18 protein-coding genes and 4 pseudogenes are annotated in these 24,137 nt (G+C 60.5%); 9 read left to right on the forward strand and 13 right to left on the reverse strand.

The genetic code is table 11. The features are described from left to right. Positions 1–10: 10 nt before the first annotated feature. Positions 11–796: a DUF3011 domain-containing protein gene (locus tag IFT58_RS06885; protein ID WP_192094285.1), complete on the reverse strand. Its 786-nt coding sequence runs from the start codon at positions 794–796 to the stop codon at positions 11–13. Between the two features lie 184 nt (positions 797–980). Further along, complete coding sequence (locus tag IFT58_RS06890; protein ID WP_192094286.1) at positions 981–1,850, reverse strand: NmrA family NAD(P)-binding protein; 870 nt, start codon at positions 1,848–1,850, stop codon at positions 981–983. Positions 1,851–1,961: 111 nt separating this feature from the next. Between IFT58_RS06890 and IFT58_RS06895 the strand changes: the two genes are divergently transcribed. After that, positions 1,962–2,837, forward strand: a complete 876-nt coding sequence (locus IFT58_RS06895) for a LysR substrate-binding domain-containing protein (RefSeq protein WP_192094287.1) — start codon at positions 1,962–1,964, stop codon at positions 2,835–2,837. A gap of 145 nt (positions 2,838–2,982) precedes the next feature. Next, on the forward strand, positions 2,983–3,474 hold the full coding sequence (locus IFT58_RS06900) for a hypothetical protein (RefSeq protein ID WP_192094288.1): 492 nt from the start codon (positions 2,983–2,985) through the stop codon (positions 3,472–3,474). A 79-nt stretch (positions 3,475–3,553) separates the two neighbouring features. Here IFT58_RS06900 and IFT58_RS06905 read toward each other — a convergent pair whose 3' ends face one another. From IFT58_RS06905 to IFT58_RS06930, 6 genes and pseudogenes are all read right to left on the reverse strand, one after another. Next, complete coding sequence (locus tag IFT58_RS06905) at positions 3,554–3,817, reverse strand: tautomerase family protein (RefSeq protein WP_192094289.1); 264 nt, start codon at positions 3,815–3,817, stop codon at positions 3,554–3,556. 15 nt (positions 3,818–3,832) lie between these two features. Then, positions 3,833–4,450 carry a nitroreductase family protein gene (locus tag IFT58_RS06910; RefSeq protein WP_192094290.1) on the reverse strand — a complete coding sequence of 206 codons (618 nt, stop codon included), beginning with the start codon at positions 4,448–4,450 and terminating at the stop codon, positions 3,833–3,835. Positions 4,451–4,487: 37 nt separating this feature from the next. Further along, positions 4,488–5,276, reverse strand: a complete 789-nt coding sequence (locus IFT58_RS06915; RefSeq protein ID WP_192094291.1) for an SDR family oxidoreductase — start codon at positions 5,274–5,276, stop codon at positions 4,488–4,490. Positions 5,277–5,399: 123 nt separating this feature from the next. Continuing rightward, positions 5,400–6,341, reverse strand: coding sequence for a LysR family transcriptional regulator (locus IFT58_RS06920; protein ID WP_197974565.1), 942 nt, complete (start codon positions 6,339–6,341; stop codon positions 5,400–5,402). Positions 6,342–6,543: 202 nt separating this feature from the next. Continuing rightward, positions 6,544–6,912 (reverse strand): hypothetical protein, encoded by a 369-nt coding sequence (locus tag IFT58_RS06925; protein WP_192094292.1) that lies wholly within the window; start codon positions 6,910–6,912, stop codon positions 6,544–6,546. A gap of 212 nt (positions 6,913–7,124) precedes the next feature. Next, positions 7,125–8,284 (reverse strand): annotated as a pseudogene (locus tag IFT58_RS06930) (IS3 family transposase). A gap of 193 nt (positions 8,285–8,477) precedes the next feature. On the opposite strand from IFT58_RS06930, the gene IFT58_RS06935 reads away from it, so the two are divergent. Together IFT58_RS06935 and IFT58_RS06940 are read left to right on the forward strand one after the other, a co-directional pair. After that, complete coding sequence (locus IFT58_RS06935) at positions 8,478–9,038, forward strand: non-canonical purine NTP pyrophosphatase (RefSeq protein ID WP_192094293.1); 561 nt, start codon at positions 8,478–8,480, stop codon at positions 9,036–9,038. Continuing rightward, on the forward strand, positions 9,035–9,829 hold the full coding sequence (locus IFT58_RS06940; RefSeq protein ID WP_192094294.1) for an SIR2 family protein: 795 nt from the start codon (positions 9,035–9,037) through the stop codon (positions 9,827–9,829). Before IFT58_RS06935 ends, IFT58_RS06940 begins: the two co-directional genes overlap by 4 nt. A 65-nt stretch (positions 9,830–9,894) precedes the next feature. On the opposite strand, the pseudogene IFT58_RS06945 reads toward IFT58_RS06940, so the two are convergent. The 3 genes and pseudogenes from IFT58_RS06945 to IFT58_RS06955 all read right to left on the reverse strand — a co-directional run. After that, a pseudogene (locus IFT58_RS06945) lies at positions 9,895–10,910 on the reverse strand (IS30 family transposase). Positions 10,911–10,963: 53 nt separating this feature from the next. Next, positions 10,964–12,226: a YiiX/YebB-like N1pC/P60 family cysteine hydrolase gene (locus IFT58_RS06950; protein ID WP_192094295.1), complete on the reverse strand. Its 1,263-nt coding sequence runs from the start codon at positions 12,224–12,226 to the stop codon at positions 10,964–10,966. Between the two features lie 264 nt (positions 12,227–12,490). Further along, positions 12,491–12,721: pseudogene (locus IFT58_RS06955) on the reverse strand (ATP-binding protein); the annotation flags it as partial. A 1,387-nt stretch (positions 12,722–14,108) separates the two neighbouring features. Here IFT58_RS06955 and IFT58_RS06960 point away from each other — a divergent pair. Next, the gene (locus IFT58_RS06960; protein ID WP_197974566.1) at positions 14,109–18,239 is read left to right on the forward strand and encodes an ATP-binding protein; all 4,131 of its coding nucleotides are present in this window, start codon (positions 14,109–14,111) and stop codon (positions 18,237–18,239) included. Between the two features lie 1,096 nt (positions 18,240–19,335). Here IFT58_RS06960 and IFT58_RS06965 read toward each other — a convergent pair. Together IFT58_RS06965 and IFT58_RS06970 are read right to left on the reverse strand one after the other, a co-directional pair. Continuing rightward, positions 19,336–20,247, reverse strand: coding sequence for a type II CAAX endopeptidase family protein (locus tag IFT58_RS06965; protein WP_192094297.1), 912 nt, complete (start codon positions 20,245–20,247; stop codon positions 19,336–19,338). A gap of 381 nt (positions 20,248–20,628) precedes the next feature. Further along, a complete protein-coding gene (locus IFT58_RS06970) occupies positions 20,629–21,090 on the reverse strand; it encodes a VOC family protein (protein ID WP_192094298.1) in 462 nt (153 codons plus the stop codon). A 125-nt stretch (positions 21,091–21,215) separates the two neighbouring features. Between IFT58_RS06970 and IFT58_RS06975 the strand changes: the two are divergent. The 4 genes and pseudogenes from IFT58_RS06975 to accC all read left to right on the forward strand — a co-directional run. Then, positions 21,216–21,458, forward strand: a pseudogene (locus IFT58_RS06975) (SOS response-associated peptidase family protein); the annotation flags it as partial. A 262-nt stretch (positions 21,459–21,720) separates the two neighbouring features. Further along, positions 21,721–22,164 carry a type II 3-dehydroquinate dehydratase gene (gene aroQ / locus IFT58_RS06980; RefSeq protein WP_188325202.1) on the forward strand — a complete coding sequence of 148 codons (444 nt, stop codon included), beginning with the start codon at positions 21,721–21,723 and terminating at the stop codon, positions 22,162–22,164. A 59-nt stretch (positions 22,165–22,223) separates the two neighbouring features. Continuing rightward, complete coding sequence (gene accB, locus IFT58_RS06985) at positions 22,224–22,709, forward strand: acetyl-CoA carboxylase biotin carboxyl carrier protein (protein ID WP_188325203.1); 486 nt, start codon at positions 22,224–22,226, stop codon at positions 22,707–22,709. A gap of 10 nt (positions 22,710–22,719) precedes the next feature. Then, positions 22,720–24,087, forward strand: a complete 1,368-nt coding sequence (accC, locus tag IFT58_RS06990) for an acetyl-CoA carboxylase biotin carboxylase subunit (protein WP_188325204.1) — start codon at positions 22,720–22,722, stop codon at positions 24,085–24,087. Positions 24,088–24,137: the final 50 nt, after the last annotated feature.

Below are 24,137 nucleotides of genomic sequence, written 5' to 3' on the forward strand. Positions count from 1 at the left end.
ACATTAAGCGTCAGGGCTGCCTGCGCATGCGCGTCAGCGACTGCACGGTGCCGTCGTCGTTGGCCATGCAGAGGTAACGTCCGTCCGGATAATCGATGATCAGCTCGGCCACTTGTTCATTAACCGGCACGCGGGTGACCACGCGGCCCTCCGCATCGGCCCGGTCGTCGCAGGCGGCGGACGCCCCTCGCCCATCAGCCCGCGATTCGGTGGGTCGCCCCCGCGAGGACGTATTGCGGAACACCGCACGGCACCCGTCCTTGACCCAGATCGAGTGGCGGTTGAGGTCCCAGTTCTCACCCTTTACGCAGCGCGTGCTGCTCAGCTGACGAACGACCCGCACATCGCCGCGGGTGTCCATGTCGCACTCGGTCTGCTTGCGGTCACGCGATTCGCAGGTCACCTCGGCCGGCAGCGCCCCCTCGCCACGGTCGGTGGCAGGACGATCATGACGGTGCCGTTCGCCGTCATCCGACTGACCCGCGCTGCCCACCTGGCAGACCCCGTTGGCGCCGCCCTTGCCGGTATAGCTCATCTGCACGCCGCCATCGGGCGAACGGTTGATGGACAAGGTGACGCCACTGCTCGCGTCACGCGCCTCATAGTAATTGTCGTTGAAGCGTTTCAACTGCGTCTGGCGGCCGTTGATGTAGACCGGGCCGCCCTCATCGGCGTGCACCTCGATGGCGCCCGGGCAGGTGCCGTTGAAGAGAGGGATGGCCGCATTGGCTGCGGGAGAAACGCCCGCCAACGGGGTCAGCAGAACGACTGCGGCAAGGTGCGAGAACCTGAACATGGTGAGCATCCGTGAGACCTGTCGAGGAAAGCGGACGATAGCAGTCACGTCATGGGCCAAGTGTCTACGCCATGCTGCGGACACTGCTGCGTCCCCTCCCCGATCATGGCCGTCAACTACTCAGTGACGGGGGCCGTTTCCATTTGCCTCCGGCTGGCAGGCCCTGCATCACTGGAGCATCTGCTCACGCCTTCGACGCTGCCTCGCGGACGAACGCTTCATAGGTGCGCAGCGGGTGCCCCAGGATCGCCTGCAGCCGTTCGACAGATCCCTCGGCGGCGCGCATTCCGTGCAGCTGGATGCCCGCCAACATCAGGCGCATGTCATAGGCCAGCCAGGACGGTGCATAGGAGGCCATCTGCGCTTCAAACGCCGCCACGTCATCACCGGCGTAAGCCACCTCACGGCCCAGTGCGGTGCTCCACGCGGCCGCCACCGATGCGCCCGTCATGGCCTGCGGGCCCACCAGTTCCAGGGTCAGCGCCTCCAGCGCCGCCGGTGCACGGTCACGTCGCAGCAGCTCCGCCACAGCGATCTCTGCGATGTCGCGCGCATCGATCATGCACACGCCGGCCGAGCCGATCGGCATCGGGTATACGCCATGGTCCTGGATGGTCTGCTGGACCATCAGCTCGTTCTGCATGAAGTACGCCGGACGCAGCACGGTGGCCGCAATGCCGAGGCTCTCGATCATGCGCTCGACCGTGTGCTTGCCGGTGAAGTGCGGCACGTTGGTGAAGGTGTCCGCATGGATCACGGACAGATAAACGATGCGTTCGACGCCCGCTTCCTGCGCAAGGTTCAACGTGATCAGCGCCTGCGTTACCTCGTCGGGCGTGACCGCGTTCAACAGGAACAAGGTGCGCACCGAAGACAGCGCGGCGCGGATCGACGGGACGTCGGTCAGGTCGCCCACCACTTCGGTGACGCCGGCAGGAAAGGCGCGCTTGCCGCGTGTGCGGACCAGCGCCTTGACGTCGGCACCGGCACCGGCCAGGCCCTCGACAACCAGTGCACCGACAGTGCCCGTGGCACCAGTAACGAGAATGCTCATGTGAAACTCCTTCAACGGATGGATGGGGATCGGACGAGCAAACGATAGTCCGTTGCACTATCAAAACGCAGACCACATTATGTAGACCCGCCGTCTCATATATGAAACAACATGGACCTCAATGATCTGGGCGACTTCCTGCTGGTCGCGGCCAGCGGCGGATTGGGCAAGGCCAGTCGGGCCAGCGGCAGATCCAAGGCGACACTGTCCCGCCGGATCTCGGATCTGGAGGACCAGTTGGGCGTGCGGCTGGTGGAGCGCAGCGCGCGCGGCCTGATCCTGACCGAGGCTGGTCAGATGCTGGTCAACCGCATCGAATCCCCACTGGGTGAGGTGGCCGAGGCCATGGCCGCCGCGCGGGATGGCGTTTCCTCTCCACGCGGCGTGCTGCGCATCGCCGCCCCCGTACTGTTTTCGCAGCTGGCCATGGGGCGCATCGGTGCAGACTTCTGCGCCGCCTATCCTGAGGTAACCGTCGAGGTCGTGGCCGAGGACCGCATGGTCGACCTCATTGAAGAACACTTCGATGTGGTGATCCGGACCAATCCGCGGCCAGACAGCGCTCTGGTCGGCCGCTGTTTCGCCAAGGACCGGCTGGTGGTGGTTGCCGCGCCCGGCGTGGCGATGCCAGAGCGCGGCACCGTCCGCGCGGTGCCTGCGATTGTCGCCGCGACCTTCCAGCCTGGACAGTGGAATCTCGACGACGGACGCCTGATTCTGGAGCCCATTCCGCGGCTGCGATTCTCCTCGTTCCTGATGATCCGCGATGCCGCGCTGGCCGGTGGCGGCGCCGCGCTGATTCCCGCGTCCATCGCGCAGCAGCACATCGCCAGTGGCGCGCTCATCCAGTGGGGCGTGATCACCGGTGCCGAGCCCGCGCTATGGGTATTGCACACCTCGCGCCGGTTGGCCACGCCGAAGGTGCGCGCCTTCGTGGACTTCATCTGTGCGCGCTACCCGGATATGGCCCTGACATTGCAGGGGTAGGGAATGGTCGACGGTAGCGCTGATGTCCAACGCACTGCACAACCAAGCGATCACCCTGCCGCATCGTAGACTTGGCGCGTCCGTGTCACGGCCATTCGGGCCGGCGCCATTCGAGACACTGCAATGCAACCCGGAGTGACCTGTGATGACCCTGACGCAATGGATGGCGTGTGTGCGTGGCGTTCCCATGAAAAGCCTGGCACCCCTGCTTGTTGGCGTACTGGCGGCCCCGGCAGCGCATGCGCTCGACGCCGCGCAGTGGCAGGCCGTCGCGCCGACGCTTCAAGCGGCGCTGGAATGCCGCACGAAACCTGACACCGCCGGTGCCGCGTGGACGTCGCTGCCCCGCGATGCGGAGGGCGGAATCGCCGCCATCAAGCCGCCGGTGCCGTTCCTGGTGTTCGGCCTGCCGGTACGCGAGGTGGCTATCTTCATCGACGCCAGTGGCGAACTGGGCGAAAGCTACACCGCCGACCTGGATGCGAGCTTGGCCGCTGTGCGCAAGGCGGCGAAACTCAACGCCGAGGACGGGCGCACCACCCCGGCGGGCGAGCTGACGCTGGGCGGAGACACCTCGCCGAAGCTGACGTGCACGGTGGCGGGCGCGTACGACGAAAGCGATTATCAGGAAAACTGATTTTATTCTTGCTGGTGTAGGGTATCGGACCCATGGAGCCAAGGCTGTCTTCCACAGCCTTGGCTGACCAACGGCGCGCTCATGATTCGAGTGAACCTGCTTTATCGCCATCACCCGACGGGCCGTAGCCGGGGCGCCGCACAAGCTGATCGGCACGCCCCTGGATCCCTGGCGCATAGACATCCTGCATCCAGCGTGCGGGCTCCACCTCTTCCATCGCAACGGAAACGTTCTTCAGTGCATATCCGGCACTGTCATGCAGTGCCGACGCGATGGCATCTGCCATTGCGCGCTTTTCCGCCGGATCGCGGCCGGGGTACAACTTCACTGTGACGTGGGGCATCGATATCTACTCCTCTCAGACCAGCGTCAGCACGTCGTCCATCGGCCGACGAGGCTTCTGCGGCCAGTTCCCAGCGATGGGGAAGCCGACCGACAGCAGCATCACCGGAATCTCGTTCGCTGCCAGATCGAAGTCACGCGCCACTGCATCCTGGTCGAATCCAATCATCGGTCCGGCACCGAGCCCCATCGCGTGGGCGGCAAAAATCAGCGTGGCCGCACCGAAGGTGGCCGTGCGCACGGCCTCGTCGCGCTGACGCCACGGTTGGCCTGCGTACAGGCCAGCGGCGGCGTCCACCCAGCCCGCCACCATGGGCTCCGGCATGATGCCGGCCTCGACCACCGGGGCCAGACGGTCGGGCAATGTCTTTTCGTCTGCCAGTTGCCCACAGATGATGAAGGTGACTGCAGCGTCCGTGATCTTCACCTGGTCCCACGCGATCGCACGCAGGCGCGCCTTTGCGTCCTGCGTGCGGACGGCGATGAAGCGCCAGTTCTGCAGGTTGAATGAGGTAGGCGCACGTGTCGCCAGGCGCACCAGCTCCTGGATCTGCGCATCACTGAGCACACGGGTTGTATCGAACAACACCGTGGTGCGACGTTCTTCTATGGCGGTGATGATGGGATGAGTCATTGTGCTGCCTCGAAAGAGAATGAAGGGACTGCAGGAATCAGAAGATGCTCTCGACGACGCCCCCATCGACGCGCAGTGCCGCGCCCGTAGTGGCGGACGCCTGCGCGGAGCTGACGTACAGGATCATGTTGGCGACCTTTTCAACCGTGGCCACCCGTTGGATGATCGACGAGCTGTGATGTGTCGCCACGAAATCCGCAGCCAGACGTTCGACACCTTCTTTGTCGCTCGTGCCTTCGGGCTGCAGCATGCGGGCGACGCCGTCGGAAAGCGTGGGTCCAGGCACCACGGCATTCACGGTCACGCCAGTCCCTGCAAGGCGCTTGGCCAGACCACGGGAAATCGCCAGTTGCGCGGTTTTGGTGAAGCCGTAGTGGATCATGTCGGCGGGAATGTTGATCGCCGATTCCGAGGACACGAACACCACCCTGCCCCAGCCACGTGCGGCCATGCCTTGCGCATAGGCCCGCGACAGCCGCACACCGGACATGACATTGGTCTGGAAGAACCGCTCCCACTCGTCGTCCGGCGTATCAAAGAAATCCTGCGGACCATAGACGCCCAGATTATTGATGACGATGTCGAAGGCCGGATACACCTCAACGAGCCCTGCGCAGCCAGCGGCCGTGCCCAGGTCGCCGGCGAAACCGCTGATGTCCGTGCCCACCGGACGCAGCTGCTCGATGGCCCGGTCGACGCCAGAGGCGTGACGTCCATTGATGACCACCTGTGCACCAGCCGCCAGGAAGCCGCGCGCGGCAGCAAAACCGATGCCGCCGGTGGACGCGGTCACCAGGACGCGACGGTTGCTGAAATCAAGTTGCATGGGAACACCTCGCTGTGGGAAACACAGGATGGTCCTGGCCCGACGCAAAGAGAATCCAGCGGGTGTCGAAATGACTTTGCGAGAATCTCGAAACCACCCGACCCGTATCAGTCCGACGTCACGTTACCCGGTGATTGATCCGTCAGGCGGCAAGGTCTGCAGGGCGTCGGCGAGAAAATCGATCAAGGCTGACAGGCGTCGGCTCGTGGCGCCACTCGGATAGAGCGCATACAGATCGAGCGGGGGGATTGCGTAGTCGTCGAGTACCGTCTCGAGCCTGCCCGCCACCAGGTCGTCATGGATGTCCCACTCATTCTTGAGAACGACGCCGTACCCGTCGATCGCCCAGCGCCGCACGACGTCACCGTCCGAAACCTGGCGGTCGCCGCTGACCTTGACGTTGAACGGCACGCCGGCCTGTATGAACGGCCACGGCGAGAGTGGCGCGTCGGGTCGCGCGAGGATGATGCAGTTGTGCGCCTGCAGGTCGTTCGGATGCCCGGGTCTACCGGTACGATTCCAGTACGCAGGTGCCGCGCAGACCAAGCGGCGGCCGCGAACGAGCAGGCGTGCGCGCAGGGCCGAGTCGGGCAGTGGCCCGCTACGCACCGCCAGGTCGATGTGGTGATCGATCAGGTCCAGCGTGCTGTCGCTGAGAACGAGGGTCACATGCAGGCCGGGATGCAGTCTCTGGAAGGCATCCAGCAGTGGACGAAGGCGACTCCGTCCGAAATCGTTCGTCGCGGTGACCCGCAGCGGTCCGGTCAGGTGGTCATCTTCTCGCAGCGCATCCGCTGCCGCGTCCCACGCCGAGACGATGCGGCGCGCATCGGCGAGAAGGATTTCACCCTCATGCGTAAAAACCAGTCTGCGCGTCGAGCGGATGACGACCTGCCGTCCGAACTCCTGTTCCAACTGGCTGACGGCGAGCGCCACCGTGGACGTCGCGATGGAGCGCTGACGCGCGACAGCGGAGAAGCTGCCGGCATCAGCAACATCCAGCAGCAGGCGCAGCGCGTCGATCCTGTCCAGGTCCGTCCTCTCAAGGCCACCATGGCCCGCCACGCCCAGGTGGGCGGCTGCGCGCAGCGTATCACCGCTGATCCCCCGTTACTGCGGGCCCTGCTCTGCCGCCGGGCGCAGTAGACGCACAACACGACAAGTGTGCGGCTCAGCATGAGGATCGAGCGCATCGCCCTGCATGTACAAACTCACGTGGCATGAGTCACTGGCGCGAATGACGTCTGCAGGAAAGTTGGCGCCCACTTCAGTCCTCAATAGTTACGCCTTCCAACACACCGAATCTACCCGAATCAACAGGATCCACGCGGGAGTTTCGAACCCCGTCCTCTATTCGATAAAAGAAGCCGGTGACCCGAACAAATTCAGCACTCCCAGACAAACCCGGGAGCAAACGATCCTCAGACCGCACATGCTTCTCCGGATAGATGACCATCGAGCTTGCCGTGTCCCTCAAACCCATCGCATCCTCCGACGGGAAGACAAGTACAACATCGCTTACCTGGTCCACCCACGCTCCAAACGATATCTTCATCCCTTCAAATCGCTCTGGCGCCGCAAGAACGCTTGAAAGTGAAGTCATGCAGGTTGGAGGCGCATCGCCGTTGCCGCGCATCTTGCAGGCTCCAGGCACCCGACCCTGCGCCTGAGTTTCCGAGGGCGCTCACAGCCGGAAAGCACCGATAGGGCCAACGCCAGCACCACCATAATTGCACCCAAATGAGCATTCATCCTTGCACCTCGAAAAAATAGTTCCCCGTGGGTATGTATGCACTTTCATCCGAAGCTGCAAGTAGCGGACTGTACCGGCCAGACTTCCGTAGACATTCATGAGCCGCTTTGCGCGTAACGCCGTTCAAACTCTACAGGGGCCAGGTTGCCAGAGGAACCGTGGCTTCGGATTGGGTCGTAAAACATCTGGATGCAATTGAATAGGTCCGAGCGCGCCTCGTCCCGGGTCGGGTAGATCCGTCGCTTGATCCGCTCTTTTTTCAGTGCACTGAAAAAAGCTCTCAGCCACCGCGTTGTCATGGCAGTTTCCACGGCGACTCATGCTTGGCACCATGCCATGCTGCTTCAGCAACGAGAGCCAGTCGCTGCCCGTGAACTGGCTGCCCTGGTCGAAGAGGATGATCAGGCCCGCAGCAGGCTTTCGCTTCCATACCGCCGATACCAGTGCCTGGGGCACAAGGTCGGTGGTCATCTGGTAGTGCATCGCCCAGCCAACCACTTCCCGTGAGTAAAGGTCGACGATCACTGCCAGAAAAATCCAGCCGTCGTAGGTGCGGATGTAGGTGACGTCGGTGACCCATACCTTGTTTAGTGCAGCGGACGAAAAGTCGCGATTGACCACGTTTTCAACCACCCCAGGCGGACCGCCTCGATGGCGAGGCTTGGTGCCGTGGCAAATTTCTGCCCTTATGCCCTCTGCCTTCATCAGACGTCGAACACGATGCCGGCTGCAACGTTCACCGGCCTCACGAAGTTCCTGGGTGATCTTGCGGTAGCCGTACACCGTTCCGCTTGCCAGCTAGGCGTGCTCGATAAGGCCGCGCAGACGATCATCCTCACGACGACGGGGCCTGCTTGAGTTGCCCGCCCATGCATAGTAGCCACTGCGGTTAACGCCAAGCACTCGACACATGGCCGTCAGCCTGAACTCGCCCAAATGCTCACGCATGAAAGCGTACTTCGCCATCACCCCTTCGCGAAGTACGCCGCGGCTTTTTTCAAGATGTTGCGCTCTTCAGTCAGTCGCTTCACCTCGGCCTTCAACCGACGCACCTCGGCTGAGTCCTTGGGCGTCGAGAACATCGACCCCTCTGGCGTGCTCGCCAAGACCTCGCTCTTGGCCTTGCGTAGCCCTTGGTGAGGGCTGTGGGACGAGACCCCAGCCGCCTAACAACCTCGGCTGCAGCAAAGCCCCTTTCGGTAACCTGCTTAACCGCCTCGGCCTTGAACTCATCCGTGTACTGCTTGCTTGCCATAGACACCTCTCTCGTTTCCATTGATTATGGCTCTGAGATGTCTACGAAAGCCTGACCGGTCCAGAATATCATGCGGTCCACCAGCACGGTTTGGTCGGTGACCACGCCTCGGCGATGGCAGAAGATCTGTCGATTTGTACGTGCCGCAGTAATTCGATATTGCAAAAGATCATTTATTCACGGAGGGGCTTGTTTGAAAATCCGGTTCATGTCTAGCAATCCGCACAAGATCGATGAAGTCCAGCGCATTCTTGCTCCAGCGGGCGTCGACATCATTGCGGTAGCCCAGAAGATCCAAGAGTTGCAGACCGAAGATGTCTATGCTTTGGTAGAGGACAAGTTAGTCAAAGCCTTTGGGGCCATCGGCCGTCCTCTGTTCGTCGAGCACACAGGCCTCTACCTGAGCGGGCTCAATGGATTGCCTGCTGGCTTGACGCAGATCTTCTGGGACCGGTTGAAAGCTGACCGCTTCGCTAGGCTCGTGGCAGGCCTGGGCGACGACAAGGTGACCGCCAAAACCGTGATCGGCTATTGCGACGGGCACAAGATGCACCTGTTCGAAGGTGCTATCGAAGGAACGGTCCCGACAATTCCCGTTGGCTCCCCTGATTTCCAGTGGGACTGTGTCTTCATTCCCAACGGCTCCACTAAAACTTTCGCTGAGATGGGCTCGGCGAAAGACGGCATCTCCATGCGCCGAATTGCGCTGGACAAGTTTGCTGATCACCTAACGATAGCGATGGGCATGAAATGAAACACGAGCTAATCGAGGCGCACCGTAGCGGCAAGCTGATGCTATTCGTGGGGGCTGGGGTGTCGGCTAATCTTGGCTTGCCGGACTGGAACGCGTTAATTGGACGCATTGCTGAAGAGCTGGAGTACGATCCAAAAATCTTCGCCACCTATGGAACGCCCCTAGCGCTAGCCGAGTTCTATAGAAAGAGGATGGGTGGTCTTGGAGCGTTGCGCAGCTGGATGGACCGTGCTTGGCACCCACCGAGTACGGACATCACCAAGTCCGAAATCCACCGGCTAATCACCCTGGGTAAGTTCCCCAAGATCTACACGACTAACTACGACCGCTGGCTGGAAAACGCACACGATGCTCTCGAAGTTGAGTACGACAAGATCAAGAGCGTTGCCGACCTCGTGAGACTCACCGAGGGACGCCGCCAGATTGTCAAACTGCATGGCGACTTCGACTTGGAAGACTCCATCGTTCTTGACGAGACTAGCTATTTCAAACGCTTGGATTTCGACACGCCGCTGGACATCAAGCTCCGTGCCGACGTGCTCGGCAGCTCGGTGCTTTTCATTGGCTACAGCTTAAACGATATCAATATTCGGCTCCTGTTCTATCGGCTCACCGAGATGTGGGGCGGCTCCAGCTTGGCCACTGCAAGGCCCAGGTCTTACATCTTTACGAATCGCCCCAACCCGGTGGCCGAAGAAGTGTTGGGTCATTGGGGCATCGAGATGATCGTCTCCGATGAAGGCGACCCAGGAAAAGCCCTTGCGGAATTTCTCCGACAACTGGTGACCTGACTGAGCGAGCATGACATCACTTGGCTACAGCAGCATTGGCGCCCTGTTGTTCAATGTGGGCGGTCTCAAGAAGCAAGCGCAACACGTGATCTGAATTCAACGATCTCTTTGTCCATCACTTCGGCGGGTGTCTTCCAGCCCAGCGTCTGACGTGGCCGTGTGTTCATGAGCATCGCAACGTGGTTGAGATATTCCTGGCTCGCGCTCGACAGATCGATGCCTTTGGGCAGGGACTGCCGAAGCAACCCGTTGGTGTTCTCGTTGCTGCGGCGCTGCCAGGGCGCGTGTGGATCAGCAAACCATACGTCGATATCCAGGCGGTCCATCAGCTCTGGGTAGCACGTCAGCTCCGTGCCTCGGTCGTAGGTCAAACTGGTACGCATGGATTTAGGCAGCTTCTTCATTTGGCGACTGAAGCCCTCCAGTGCCGCTTCAGCTGTGCATCCGTCCATCTTGCAGAGGATCACAAAACGCGTCTTTCGTTCGACCAGTGTCCCTACGCAGGAGCGATTTAAAGCCCCTTGATCAAGTCGCCTTCCCAGTGGCCAGGAACCAATCGTTGCTGCACTTCCTCCGGGCGATGCACGATACGCAGCGGCTCAGGAACCCACGTCCGCTTGGCGGCCGTCGTACGGCGCAGACCCCGCGTCGGCTTGCTCTGCCGAAGTGCTTCCACCAGCTCCTTCTTCAGCCCTCCGCGCGGGTGGGCATAGATGCTGGCGTAAATAGTCTCGTGGCTGATGCGCTGGCTGGAGTCGTCCGGATGCATGTGGCGAAGCTTGGCAGCAATCTGCTGGGGCGACCAGCGATACAGCACCAAGTGATCACGAACGAACTGAGACAGCTCGCTACCCTCGATAAGCCTGCGACTCCTGACAGAGCGTAGTCGGCGCGTGCGATAGGTTTTACCGGCCTCGGCGGCGCTGTACGCCGCCGCACCTTGCCGGGCTATCTCGCGGCTGAGGGTCGAGGGAATGCGGCCCAAACGTTTGGCGATAGATCGCATGCTCCTGCCATCCTGGATCTCGATCTGGACGACGGCGCGCTCTTCCGCGCTCAAATGGTAGTAATGCTTGGACATGCTGACACCCTACTGGTTAGTGGGTGTTGCACTTGGAAATTGAGTCTAAGGGGCTAGAACGGCGTCATTGGCTCTTCGGTGCAACGAATGCGTAAGCAATCATCACAGAGTCGCAGTGTACCTGGCCCCGCGGCGGGCGTGTGCAGCAAAGCGTAGTCATTGGCTGGCTCATCCGCACATATGCTGCACGCGTCCGATGTCGCCGCAGCCTGAATGGCTGCCTGCGTCATCGCGGCCTGCTTAGGATTCCATTCGCGTAGAGAAGCGAACCACTCTGGCGTGTGCGGGCGAAGTAGCGTGCGCGCTGCGACCTCAAGTAATCCGCGGCGCGAAAGCCAAGACGTTGCCGCCTTTACACGTCTATCGTTAAGATCCGTAAGAATGTTATAGAGATCCACCATTAGCGAGAAATATCTACGCGAGTGCATGGCGTTAAGCGCCACATAACCTGCATGATTCATGATAAAACGGTTTTGGCCCACTTTCTCGTCCTCAATAACGGCGTAGCAATATTTCCGCTTCCGAGCATCTGAGCCGCTATGCCCTTCCATGAGGGCAACGTGGTACTGCCAAGAGTTCCTTTCAAGCTCATCCCGCCATAGCTCTAAGTACCTTGAAGCCTGCAGGGCGTGCACGAGAAAAGCATCTGCCTCAGCATTCTCAACCAAGTAGATATCGATGTCGTTGAGAGATTCTATGGAAGCGGAAAGCTTCCGAGCCTCCTGAAGGAGTAGATTGGTCGAGTTGCGCATCGCTTGGACGTGGTCCATGCTTTCGCGCCAGCCAGCCTCTTCGTCAGCGCTCAAAAACCTAAGAGGAGCGGCCACCTCGACAAGCGCCGAGCTCTTGAGTAGCTCCCCGGGGTGGCAAAAGTCAGCATCCATGACTAGATCTAAGCCAGCGTCGCGATAGGCTTGCGCAACTAGACGAGAGCAAAACTGACGTCGCCCGGCGACAAGGCCGGCCATTACGCTCTTTGCAGCCCCGCTCATCGTATATCGTGTTCCAACTGCAGCCCTTGCGAAAGCGGTAATGGAGTGCACTTGTTCGGTCGTAAGCTGCTTCAACGGGCGAAGCACATGGCCGGAGCAACCGGGCTCGAGAATGATCCTTTCTAGGTTGCGCGCATGAACTCCGTCGCCCGTAGAGTCGATAACACTGGACTTACCAACGCAGATCATGGCATGGGATATATCCGAGCCCGTGACACGCTGAATCGTTTTGCTAATCAATTCAGGCGTAGTTGTGAGAACAATATCCCCGGGCTGGACGCGGTCAGCAATGAATACCGTGGGCCGTAGCTGCAAGTCATTCACTTCACACCTCTGTCAGAAGTCGATTCAACGCTGGCCCAGAACAACGGGGCCTCCTAGAAAGTTAGCTAACGGTCACAATTCTTGCATGGCTTCTCGCGGCGGGAGATTCCCTGCGGGCGGTGCCCAGTCTAACCCGTCACCCGGACTCTGCCATCGACAGCGAACGCGACTCATCCGTCCAGTTCAATGTCGGCTCCCGGCCAGAGGCGGTCAGCACTCGGCTCGCCCAGCGGCGTGCGTTCCCGCAGCTCCACCGCATCCGTCCCGGGCCACACTGATATGCAGGTCGATGGGGTCCAGCAGCGGGCCTGACACCCGCGCGCGGCGGTTAACGCGCTCATCGGTACGCAGGCAACGATTGCTGCGATCACCTGCCCATCCGCAGGGGCAGGAATTCATCGCTGCCACCGACTGGAAACACGCCAAATACTGCACGCAGCGGGCCGCCCGCGCGATGCGGATATACCCGGCTTCCAACGGCTCACGCAGCCTCTCCGATGCGCCGCGGTTCCTCTCCGGAATTTAGCGCTTGTCAACGGGATTCTGTCAAACATCAAGATTCTCGGTCACATTTGGCCAGGGCTGGACTGGGCTGCCAAGCGTGAAATGGCTACCCTCCCACCGCATTCCAAAGCTAGAGTGGCGTCAAGGATCATGCTTGGATGCTTAGCAAGTTCAGGCTCTATGGTCGAAAGAGGTACGAGGTCCGATTGTCCGCCCTGAAGCACCCTAAGATGCGCTTGAAGGTGAGGTCAGTCCTACCCTTCACGGCTCTGCGCCTGAGCTTCAACTGGACGAAGCTGAGGATGAACTGCTCCTTGTTTCAAGGTTACACAGGTCGGCTTTATCTCTCGACTGCGCATTCCCCAGTTCTATTTGATAGCCTACAGGAGGCGCCGCGCAGCGGCGAAGGCTTTAGCTGATGAGCGAGAAGGAAGACACCCAGCGCAGTCCGCTTCAGGGCACGCAAGTCATGAGCACTATCGCTACCGGCGGAGGTGGCGGACTCTTTCAGGCTCGTGTCAGCGCTTTGTATCTGGCCAATATGCTTACGGGGCTGCCTACAGCCTTCAGCTTGCATGGCGTCCGTGTTGAAGAGATTCGTTCTGAAGCTCGCTATACCGGCGCTCACACCGACGACATCTACTGTCGGCTACGTAAGTCCTCTGAAAGTTGGCTACAGCTAGTTCAATGCAAGCGAGGCCTAAACGCTACAGCTGGAGACAAGGACTTCATTGACGCACTGCGCGGCGCTTGGCGTGACTTCCTCGGTGTCGATGAGAGCCCTTTTGACCGCGCCTGTGACGTCTTGGTTATCGCGACCATCGCGCCAGCGACTCCTGCTAATCAGGCGGCTAAGCGCCTGTGCGAGCTCGCGCGTGCCTCAGTAGGCCTTTCCGACTTTCTGCAGAAGGTGAATTCAAAGTTACTGAACAAACAGCACAAGAGAACCTGGGATGCGTTCAAGGTGATCTCACAAGATACGCTGTGCGAAAAGTATACTGAGGATCTGGTCTTTCAACTGCTCCAGCGTCTTCGTGTTGACGTTCATGATTTGGCAGCTGAGTCCACACAGGAATTGAGCCTCGTCCAAGCACTCCTCACTAAGGCCGGTTCAGACGACTCGGGAGAGCAGATATGGGACGGACTTGTGTCCTATGTGCAGGAGCAAGGGGTCACAGTAGGGACGGTTACCCTCACTACCTGGTCTCAGACAGCAAAGGAAGGACTGCGAGCGGCAGTGAGCCGTTTGAGTGCCCGGGCTGGACTGGGCGGTGTAGCAGAGCGGCTAACTGAGCGTGCCCTACTTCAGCTCTCACTCTTCTCCACACGCCTGCACAATGGTTCCCACATACCGCGGAGCGGGTGCCTGGCGCAAATCTTGTCAGTCCTTGACAACCGTCAGCTCGTTATTGTCACCGGCGGGCCGGGCGTCGGAAAGTCGGCCGTCGTTGCAGAAACTGCATCTCTTTTGCGTGAATCAGGCCCCTTGTTCTTCTTCAGGGCCGACGAGCTTGACGTTCCAAGCTTGGCATCAGTCCAGTCACTGAGCGGAATCTCAGATCCTTTGGTAGGGATCGACATGCTTCTGCGCACCGGCGCAGCTACTGTGATCATCGACTCGCTGGAGAAGGCTCTTGAGGCGCAGAATCCAGGTGCACTCGAGGAATTGATCGCACTTGTCCGCAAGAACAAGTCTTCTAGGCTTTGTATCACGACGCGCTCCTATGCTCTCAACGGTCTATACACAAACTTTCTCTGCAGTCTTTCCAGTCAAGTCGTAGACGTCCCTCTGCTAACTAACACGGAGATTGAGGCTGCAGTGGCCTCAAGCGCGCTCGAAGAGATTACATCCATAGACCCGGAGGTGAAAGAGGTTCTGCGTACGCCCTACTATCTGCAGCTTGCGTTCAAGTACGCCGCGGCAGGGATGACGCTGCCAACTGCTGCAGGCAACAGTCTCAGGCGGTCGCTTTGGACGGAGAGGATTGCGCCAAGTCGAGGTCTTTCGACCGCCATGCGGACACGGCGCCAAGCAGCCTTCGATGAAGTCTGCTACCTACGCACCGAGCGCTTCGCGCAGTTTGTCGACCCTCCGCGGGACGCTGAGGCTATCGCATCGCTCCTTCAGGACTCCGTACTTGTAGTCGACGAGGTAGATCGGGTGGCTCCGGCGCACGACGTTCTGGAGGATTGGTCGCTATTCTTCCGAGTGGAGCGTGAGGTGCGATCTGCCGAGCGGAACTGGTCAAGTCTCTTTGAGAAGCTCGGATCACACGCTGGTATGCGGAGGGCTCTACGCTCGTGGACGGCACAGCGATCGGCTGAGGGTGATGATGATGCCTTCGCGCTGTTGGAAGCTGCGTTTCAACCGGTGCCCCGCATGTCGCAGCTATGGCGCGATGAAATCGCTATCGGGCTTCTGCGGTCGGAGCGAGTAGATAAACTGATTTCAGGGCTGGGAGACGGCGGCGCATTTGCTGGTACGCCTCTCCTTCAGCGTTTGAGTCACTTGCTAAGGGTTGCCTGCAAGGGACCGACATCCGTCGACTACTCTCACTTGGCAGTTGATCCCTCGAACAGGGAGATTCTTGCCCGGATCGGGATGGCTGCACCAGTAGGAAAGGCCTGGGACGTAGTGATTGACCTTGTCGCAAAGGCCTTTCCTTCGATGCCACCGCAGTCTCACTCTTGGGTTGTCCAGCTTGCAGAGGATGCGGTTGCGCATGATGACTCTTGGCACCGGCCCAGTCAGCGAGTGATCGATGTTTTCAGCATGGCTGAGCACTATTGCTGGCGAGACAGTGATCAATGGCATAGAGAGAAGTCCGTGGGGAAGCGATTCTATGAGCTTCTGTGCCGTTGCTCTGGAGCTGATCCAGTCAGGTTCAAGGCTTTCATCGATCACCTACTGGAGCGGGCCTCTAAAGATCAAGATGGGCGGAACTTCTACGCCGAAGAGCGCCTGCAGTTCCTCACCAACATCAAGCACTGCAGGGAGTCCGCCTACTTCAGCCCAGACTTGGTGCGCACTGCGTTCTGGGCGCTCTATATTGAGCCTGTTCCTAGCAAGGAACGTGAATTCGGAATGCTTGGCTGGGAGACCTCAATGGGCCTCAGTGAGAGAGCATCCCATTTGTTTTTCCCGCCATCCGTATTGCAGGGGCCCTTCAAGTGGCTCTTGCTTTACTCATTTGCTAAAAGCGTTCGCTTCGTCGTCGATCTCTGCAATCACGCAGCTGTGTCGTTCTCCAGGTCACATCCGGAGGAGGTCATCGTTCTTCCGAAAAGGTATAGCCCCAATGAACGCGACCATGTCCATGCTTCGCGACTTTGGGGAGCTTATCGGGGCCACTCCGTCTCCAGCTATGTCCTGAACTGCGCGCTCATGGCGCTGGAGCAAAGGCTGCTGATTGAGGCGAAAGCGCAACCAGATATCGTATCGGAGGCCATTGAGTTCATCTTGGAACATGGCGAGTCAAGCTTCACTACTGGCCTAGCGGCTGGCGTTCTAGTTGCGCATCCTGAGTTGGTCACTGAGAAGATGCTGTCGCTCTTCAAATGCCCAGAATTCTTTATGGATGACATGGCACGATTCGCCGGAGAGGACTCTACCTTAGCGATTCACGGCGGGCACGACGGGTTAGACGAGGAAAGGCAGAAGGAGCGCATTGCTAGCAATCGGCTCCCACACAGAAAGCAGCACCTGGAGATGCTCGTCCTCCAACTGCAGATATTTCGCCCGGATCTCCGAGAGGGCATTCATGCGATGCTCGATGAGCACATAGAGGAACTCGAACTTTCCCAGGACATTCCTGACGGATGGCGGATGAGCCTCAAGCGCATGGACGCAAGGGGAATGAGGTTCGGGGAGCCAGTTGGAGATGGAAAGTACGTTCCGCTGGAGATAGTGAATCTCGAACCTGACTTGAAGCGAGTAAGCGACGATGCGCAGTTAAGAGGTCAACTCTTGAATAGATCCGCTGCCATTCGACTATGGGTAGGTGCAGTGAATCAGCCACTTTACTCTTCGTCCCCAAGCGCCGTTGACCGTTTCCGCTCTGCATCTGATGTGGACGACGAGTACCGAAACCTCTGTCGCGAGGTTGGGGAGCAGGAAATGTCGTTCCTGCTAAGGATCGAGCACGACTTGGCGTGCGCGCTGATTCGCCGCTGGCCAACAGATGAGTCTGAGGCGCTCCAGTGGGCCCGGGACTACGTCCTCACAGTTGCTGAAGTGCGGCTAGACAGCGACGGCTGGATCCGAAGCGCGCCCGCAACTGGCGAGTTGAGGGCCACGACACTGATCTTGCTAGCAAGCTTTGATCCGAGCCATCCGAAGCTGCCTCAGTGCCTCGCAAACGTTATTACGGAGCCCGTCTGGACTGTTCGAAGAGCCGCGGCCATTAGCATTTCAGAGGTTCTGCGTCCCAAGCAACCTCTGCTCGCCGATATGCTGACGACGGCATTGGCACATTACGCTGAGGAGCTCGACATCACAGTCGGAGCCGCTCGAAAGCGCAGGCCCGACTTCGTTGATGCAGCTAGGGATGCAACTAGCAAGCGGTTGGTAGCCGCTCTGAGAGGCGGAGTGTTGGCAGCCAGGCCAACCCCAAAAAGTCTCGCCGCGGTTAAAGAGTGGACAATCGCGCTCGATGCCGCGCGCAGCGAAGTGCCAGACACATGGAGAATCCAAGCACTTACGGCACTCACGCGGCGCATGGTCCAGCAGGAAGGCAAACTGCGGGTTGATCGGTACGACCCCGGCTATGTCGATTTCGAGGCGCGGAAGGAAATGGGAGACCTTCTGAGCGCGGAGCTGTTAGCTCAGCCCACAAGTAGCGTCCCGATCTTCGCGGTGCTTGACTACTGCATCGAGCGCGGACCGGAACTCACTGAGAGACTGCTGGAGTCAACGCTATCCGCGAGTATGAAGGAGGAGTGCGCTAGCGCAGATGCGTTTTGGAGAATCTGGGATAGAGTCACTTCGGTGGTCCTTGCCGATGACACGCTGCGTAACAGTTCGCGGCATGCCTACAGCAAGAACGAGAAGCCGATAGCTGTGCTGCTCTTTCAGACCAGGCCCTGGCTCAAAACCTATCATGACCTCACCTTGCTTCGGGACCGGCCCAGATTCGTGGCCGACTGCCTTGAGGTGGCAGGTGACGCTTGGCATGTTCTCAAACATCTGATTGCACTGATGGCTGGTGTGGGAAGGGCATCGTCGGTTCCCTCCGCATTAGTGCCACTGAGAGATGCGATAGCCAAGATGCCGGCTGATTTTCTTAACGACGGGAACGTCATTTGGGACGCTGAAACCATCTGTCAGGTAGCGATCCACGATCATCGGCAAGTTCTCCTCCGTGACGTGAATCTCAGGAGGGCTACTCTGGATGTTTTGGACATGCTCATAGACTCGGGATCGTCCTTGGCCTTCCAGTTGAGGGACTATCTTGCGACATCGTCGCCGCTCATGCCTCCAGGGTCTGAAGGTCCAAACTACAGAGTGTAGCATTGGGCGAGCTCGCCAGTTCTGGGCGCCTTTTCATGACTAGTGAGTTCGTCGTAGGGGCGGCGCAGGGTATCTCGGCCGAGCACGGAGTCGCTCTACTTTCGCGCGCGTTGGCAGTACCTTGCTCCTTTGATTCTTGGCAGAGTGGTCCGGGAACGGATCGGATATCGACGCCTCCGTCTTCTATGGGGCAGTGGTGTTGCTCCAGGCCGCCGGCCGCCAGTAGCGGGCCTGCGTGCATTCCATTCATTGAGTCGATTCGCCCGATCTAGCGTGCGTGCAGAAGAAGTGGTGTCCCGAAGATAGGGGCTGATTCGCCAGTTGGACATGTATCGGACGCAGTCAGGCCACGTTGAGCAGCGGAGACAGGACCTCCAGCTTTACACCCTGGTCTCAATCTCCAATGCCTTGGGTACACCTCTGTGGATATCGGTGAGGAACGCTGATCTGTAGACGTCAGTCGACGAGCGACTGACCAAGGCGAGCCATTTTTGTGGACTGCGTCCGGCTGATCTTTGGCCTTGAGGCGGAACCTCTACTGTGAGATTGGGTGATAAGCGGTGCTCACCGGAGGCGCGTCAAGAAGCATGTCGGCTTTCGGCCAGGAGCAGTCGTCGCGAAACGTAAGCCGAAGGTGGGCCTAGTCGAGCTTTATCGAGGAAGCCAGATCACCCTTTGTTGACACTTCAGTAAAGAAAGTCTCGGTTCCAGCCGGTGGTGGCACTCGCATCCCGAAACTAAGCTGCCTCTAGTTCGCTGAGTATCTGGAGCGGAACCCGCACCGGTAGCAAATTGCAAAGCGAGCACCCGCTGCTTCCGGATGAGCTTGCACGTACGCCCTGCGCGCCGTCGAAAACTCGAAGGCGCCGCGCGCGATGAGTGGAGCGATCTGGCGCGTCCGCCGCAGACGCAAGGCCTTCTCGATCAGCGAGGGCCCGGCCGCGGGTCGGTCGATACCGAGAAACCCCATAGCGGAGCGTTGATCGGCCCACCGAGCGCGAGCAGACGCTCCATTGCTTGGTCGTCGCCGGTACGGCGCGAACCAGCATCCGATCGGCAAGGGCCCGGACGGAGCGATGCCGCCCGGGCAGTGGCGTTACCTGCTGGTCGGCGAGAAGGTCTGAGCTCCGCGCGTCTTTAGCCACTGGATCCACGCGATCGCGGCGATGAAGAAGACGCTGCACAGGTAACTGCCTTCCGGCCCTTGCGCGCCACCGGTCAGGGTGTCGAGGCCTTGGGGGCGCAGCGCCACCAGCAGCGCCGGCAAGTGCGCATCGATGCCGGTGACGGGCAGTTCGAAGCCGGTCGCGAGCAACCAGTTCCACCCCGCGTGCCAGCCCATCACGCCCCAGATATTGCCGGTCCGCAGCGCCCAGGCGCAGGCGAACAGCGAGAGCAGGAACGTGCCGAGCATGACCCGGGGCGGCTGGTGCGGACTGAAATGCAGGAAGCAGAAAACGAGCGACACCAGCAGCACTGCCACCGCGACATTGGTCTTGCGCGCCACCACCGACAGCATCCAGCCGCGGAAGATGACTTCCTCCACGCTCGCCTGGAACATGAAACTCAATAGGAGCAGACCGATGTGCAGCAGACTGACGGGCGACCGCCAGGCCTGCCCCAAGCCCGCCGCCTGCATGCCGCCAGCCATCCAGATCGCGACTACGACCAGCGCGATCGTGCCGATTCCAAAGGCCAGTCCGCGCAGGAACGTTTTCAGCGGCGCCGGACCGGTCAGCCCGATACTCGCCAGCGAGCGCCGTTCGACGAAGCGTACCCAGGCGAGCACGGCCGCCAGCGTCGGCGCGAAGCCGATCCACAGCAGCGCATACACGCCAGCGGGGCCGATCGGATCGCCGCGCGGCGTCGACCAATGCTGCGACTGCATCCACCCGTCCAGCGCGATCACCGGTACCGCGTTGAACAGGATCATCAGGATCGGCGTCAGCCAGGCCCAGGGCAGCCAGCCGCGCGCCGGATCGGGCGAATACAGGGCAACGGGGGTCATGCGGGGCTCCATGTCGACGTGATCGCCGCTGCAAGTTTCCATCCGCGCGGGGGCGTAGCAACCCGTTTGCGACCAAGCCACAGAAGCCGCCGATGAATCACTCGGATCGCCGACGAAATGGCGCTGAGTCGTCGCCCGTGATGCCCGCTTTGGGTGGCGGTTTCCTGCGGCAACAATCGCTGTACCGCCTGCGCGGCTAGTCATGCCCGACCTTGATGCCGACCGGCGCCTCGCTGAGCTACTTGGGTTCGGTGACAAAGGCCGGAAGAAGACGGCCACTAGACGTCGCTGGTTCAGGCGTCGCCTCGCGTGTAAAGGCGTCCGAAAACTCTTGCCAGCTGGTCGCTAGGCCTTTCGCGGCTTCTTGCGCTGGCCCGCCCATCACCTGCTTGGCGGCTGCATGAACTCGATTGTGATGTGATCGGGGCCGGAGACGTAGGCCGCTAGTGTCCCCTTGCGTGGACCGCCTGGAATGGGTTGTGGACTGCCCTTCGCCTTCCATCCCGCAGCCTCTACACGGGCGATGGCGGAGTGAATATCCTCCACGGTCAAAGCCAGGTGTGCAGCTCCGATCGCACCGGCACTCTCCGGCGCGGCTCCGTGCTGGCCACCTCCAGAGTACTGCAGCAGCTCAACCATGAACCCATTCGGCGCCAAGACGATTGCCGTGCGCACGTTCGGATCATCAACGCCTGTAACCTGATACAGGAAATCGCCTCCCATCTCCGATTGGCGTTGCAGCTCGAAACCCAGCGCCTGGGTCCAAAAGTGGATGGATTCGTCCAAGGAGGAAACCGTAAAGCCAGCATGATCAACGCCAACGCGGTGCGTCGCCTTAGTCATGGCTGCATGATCATAGGGACCGACTCGGCATGTAGGCCGTCTCTGGGGTTACGCGTGATAGTGGGTTTCATCAGGAAATCTAGGTGGCGCGGATTGTTCGGTCAAGTGAATGCGCAATGGCGCGCCTCGGCACCTTCACCATCATCACCGGCGACAGCAGCGGCGTGTCAGCCGATATCCACGACCGGATGCCGGTGTGGCTGCAGCCTGGCCAGGTCGACGACTGGATGGCCGCCGAGCCCGACGACGCCATGGCGATGCTGCTGCCCAGCGAGCCTCCCCTCACTTCTATCGAGGCATGCCGAGTCAGCCGGGCGGTGAACAGCCCTCACAACAACGACGAGCAGCCTTCGCAGTTTCTCAGTTGATCAGATCTTCCTTGGAGATCGCCGAGCAGACGGATATCCAAGCTCAGAGGGCTGACTCCTCAACCTGGCAACGCGGAGGGAGCGGCCACCAGCGCCCCTATAAGCACCAGCTATGCTGAGCCGCACATCAGGAGCGGCACGCCGCACCCCACACAAGCACGCCCGCATTCAAACAATTGCTTGAAACGCTCATAACTTCGCCGAACTGGACATCAACTCCAGCTTCCGCCAGACTGCCGCCCTTTCCTGTTGTTCGGCTCCCATGGCGAAACTGCTGGTCCTGCACGGCCCCAACCTCAACCTGCTCGGTACGCGCGAGCCGGGGGTCTATGGCCACACCACCCTGCCCCAGATCGACCAGGCGCTGCATGCGCAGGGCGCGGCGGCAGGCCACACAGTAGAAAGCCTGCAGTCCAACGCCGAGCACGTGCTGGTGGACCGCATACAGGCCGCGCGTGCCGATGGCACCGCCTTCATCCTGATCAACCCGGCCGCCTTCACCCACACCTCCGTCGCCCTTCGCGATGCGCTGGCAGCCGTGGACGTGCCGTTCATCGAAATCCACCTGTCCAATCCGCATTCGCGTGAGCCCTTCCGCCAGCACAGCTATTTCAGTGACAAGGCGATCGGCGTCATCTGCGGTTTCGGTGCCGACAGCTACCGTTACGCGATGGATGCCGCCGTACAGCGGCTGTCCAGCGTCTGAAATCCGAACGGGCGCCTGCGCCCTTCCCACCCCAGATAATCAAAAACAAAGAGGCCCCCATGGATCTGCGCAAAATCAAGAAACTGATCGACCTGCTGGAAGAGTCCAACCTCGCCGAGATCGAGATCAAGGAAGGCGAAGAATCCGTGCGCCTGTCGCGCGCACCGGTCGGCACCTTCGCGCAGATGGCGGCCACGCCGCCGCAGATGATGATGGCCCCGGCAGCGGCCGCTGCCCCGGCGATGCCGATGCAGTCCCCGACCGAAGCCTCCACCGGCGGCACCGCCAAGCCGGGCAACGCACTGCCGGAAGGCCACGTGCTGCGCTCGCCGATGGTCGGCACGTTCTATACGTCGTCGTCGCCGGAAAAGCCGGCCTTCGTCAGCATCGGCCAGCAGGTCAAGGCAGGCGAGACCCTGGCGATCATCGAAGCGATGAAGATGTTCAACCCGATCGAAGCCGATGCATCGGGCACGATCGTCGCCATCCTCGGCGAGAACGGCCAGCCGGTGGAATTCGACCAGCCCCTGTTCGTGATCGGCTGAGGGGCAGACCATGCTCGATAAAATCGTCATTGCCAACCGAGGGGAAATCGCGCTGCGCATCCTGCGCGCGTGCCATACCCTCGGCATCCGCACCGTGGCCGTGCACTCCACGGTCGACCGCAACCTCAAGCACGTGGCCATGGCCGATGAGTCGGTCTGCATCGGTCCCGCTGCATCGACGGACAGCTACCTCAACATCCCGGCGCTGATCGCCGCGGCGGAAGTCACCGACGCGCAGGCCATCCATCCGGGCTACGGCTTCCTGTCGGAGAACGCGAACTTCGCCGAACGTGTCGAAGAATCCGGTTTCATCTTCATCGGCCCCAAAGCAGACACCATCCGCCTGATGGGCGACAAGGTGGAAGCGATCCGTGCCATGAAGGCTGCCGGCGTGCCGTGCGTGCCGGGCTCGGGTGGTCCGCTGGGCGATGACATCGTCGCCAACACCAAGATCGCCCGCGAGATCGGTTACCCGGTCATCATCAAGGCGTCCGGCGGTGGCGGCGGTCGCGGCATGCGCGTGGTGCATGCCGAAGCATCGTTGAAGACCTCCATCGAAACCACCAAGAGCGAAGCCAAGGCCGCGTTCGGCAACGGTGAGGTCTACATGGAGAAGTACCTGGAGAATCCGCGTCACGTGGAAATCCAGGTGCTCGCCGACGGCCAGGGCAACGCCATCCACCTGGGTGAGCGCGACTGCTCGATGCAGCGTCGCCACCAGAAGGTGGTGGAAGAAGCGCCGGCACCGGGCATCAGTGCCGAAGCCCGCGAGCAGATCGGCAAGGTCTGCGTGGAAGCCTGCGTACGCATCGGCTACCGCGGCGCCGGCACCTTCGAGTTCCTGTACGAAGACGGCAACTTCTACTTCATCGAAATGAACACCCGTATCCAGGTGGAGCATCCGGTCACCGAGATGGTCACCGGTATCGACCTGGTGGTGGAGCAGCTGAAGATCGCCGCGGGCCAGAAGCTGTCGATCAAGCAGAGCGACATCGTGCTGACCGGCCATGCCATCGAATGCCGCATCAACGCGGAAGATTCGGAAACGTTCGTACCGAGTCCGGGCCAGATCACCGCCTTCCATGCACCGGGTGGCCCGGGCGTGCGCGTGGACACCCACATCTATGCGGGGTATCGCGTGCCGTCGAACTATGATTCGATGATCGGCAAGCTGATCGTGCACGGACCGGACCGCGAAACCGCCATTGCCCGCATGCGGGTGGCGCTGAGCGAGATGGTGGTGGATGGCATCAAGACCAACGTGGCCCTGCAGCAGCGCATCATGCGCGACAAGGGCTTCCAGGCCGGTGGGCAGAACATCCATTACCTGGAAAAGCGGTTGAACGAGCGCAAGACGAAGTCGATTGCGCTGACGTAAGCCGATGGCAGCGCCGAGCGGGGCTCGGCGCTGCGTATCACGCCCCCGTC

Origin of the sequence: Stenotrophomonas sp. CFBP 13718 (assembly GCF_014842145.1) — a bacterium.
Lineage (GTDB): Bacteria > Pseudomonadota > Gammaproteobacteria > Xanthomonadales > Xanthomonadaceae > Stenotrophomonas.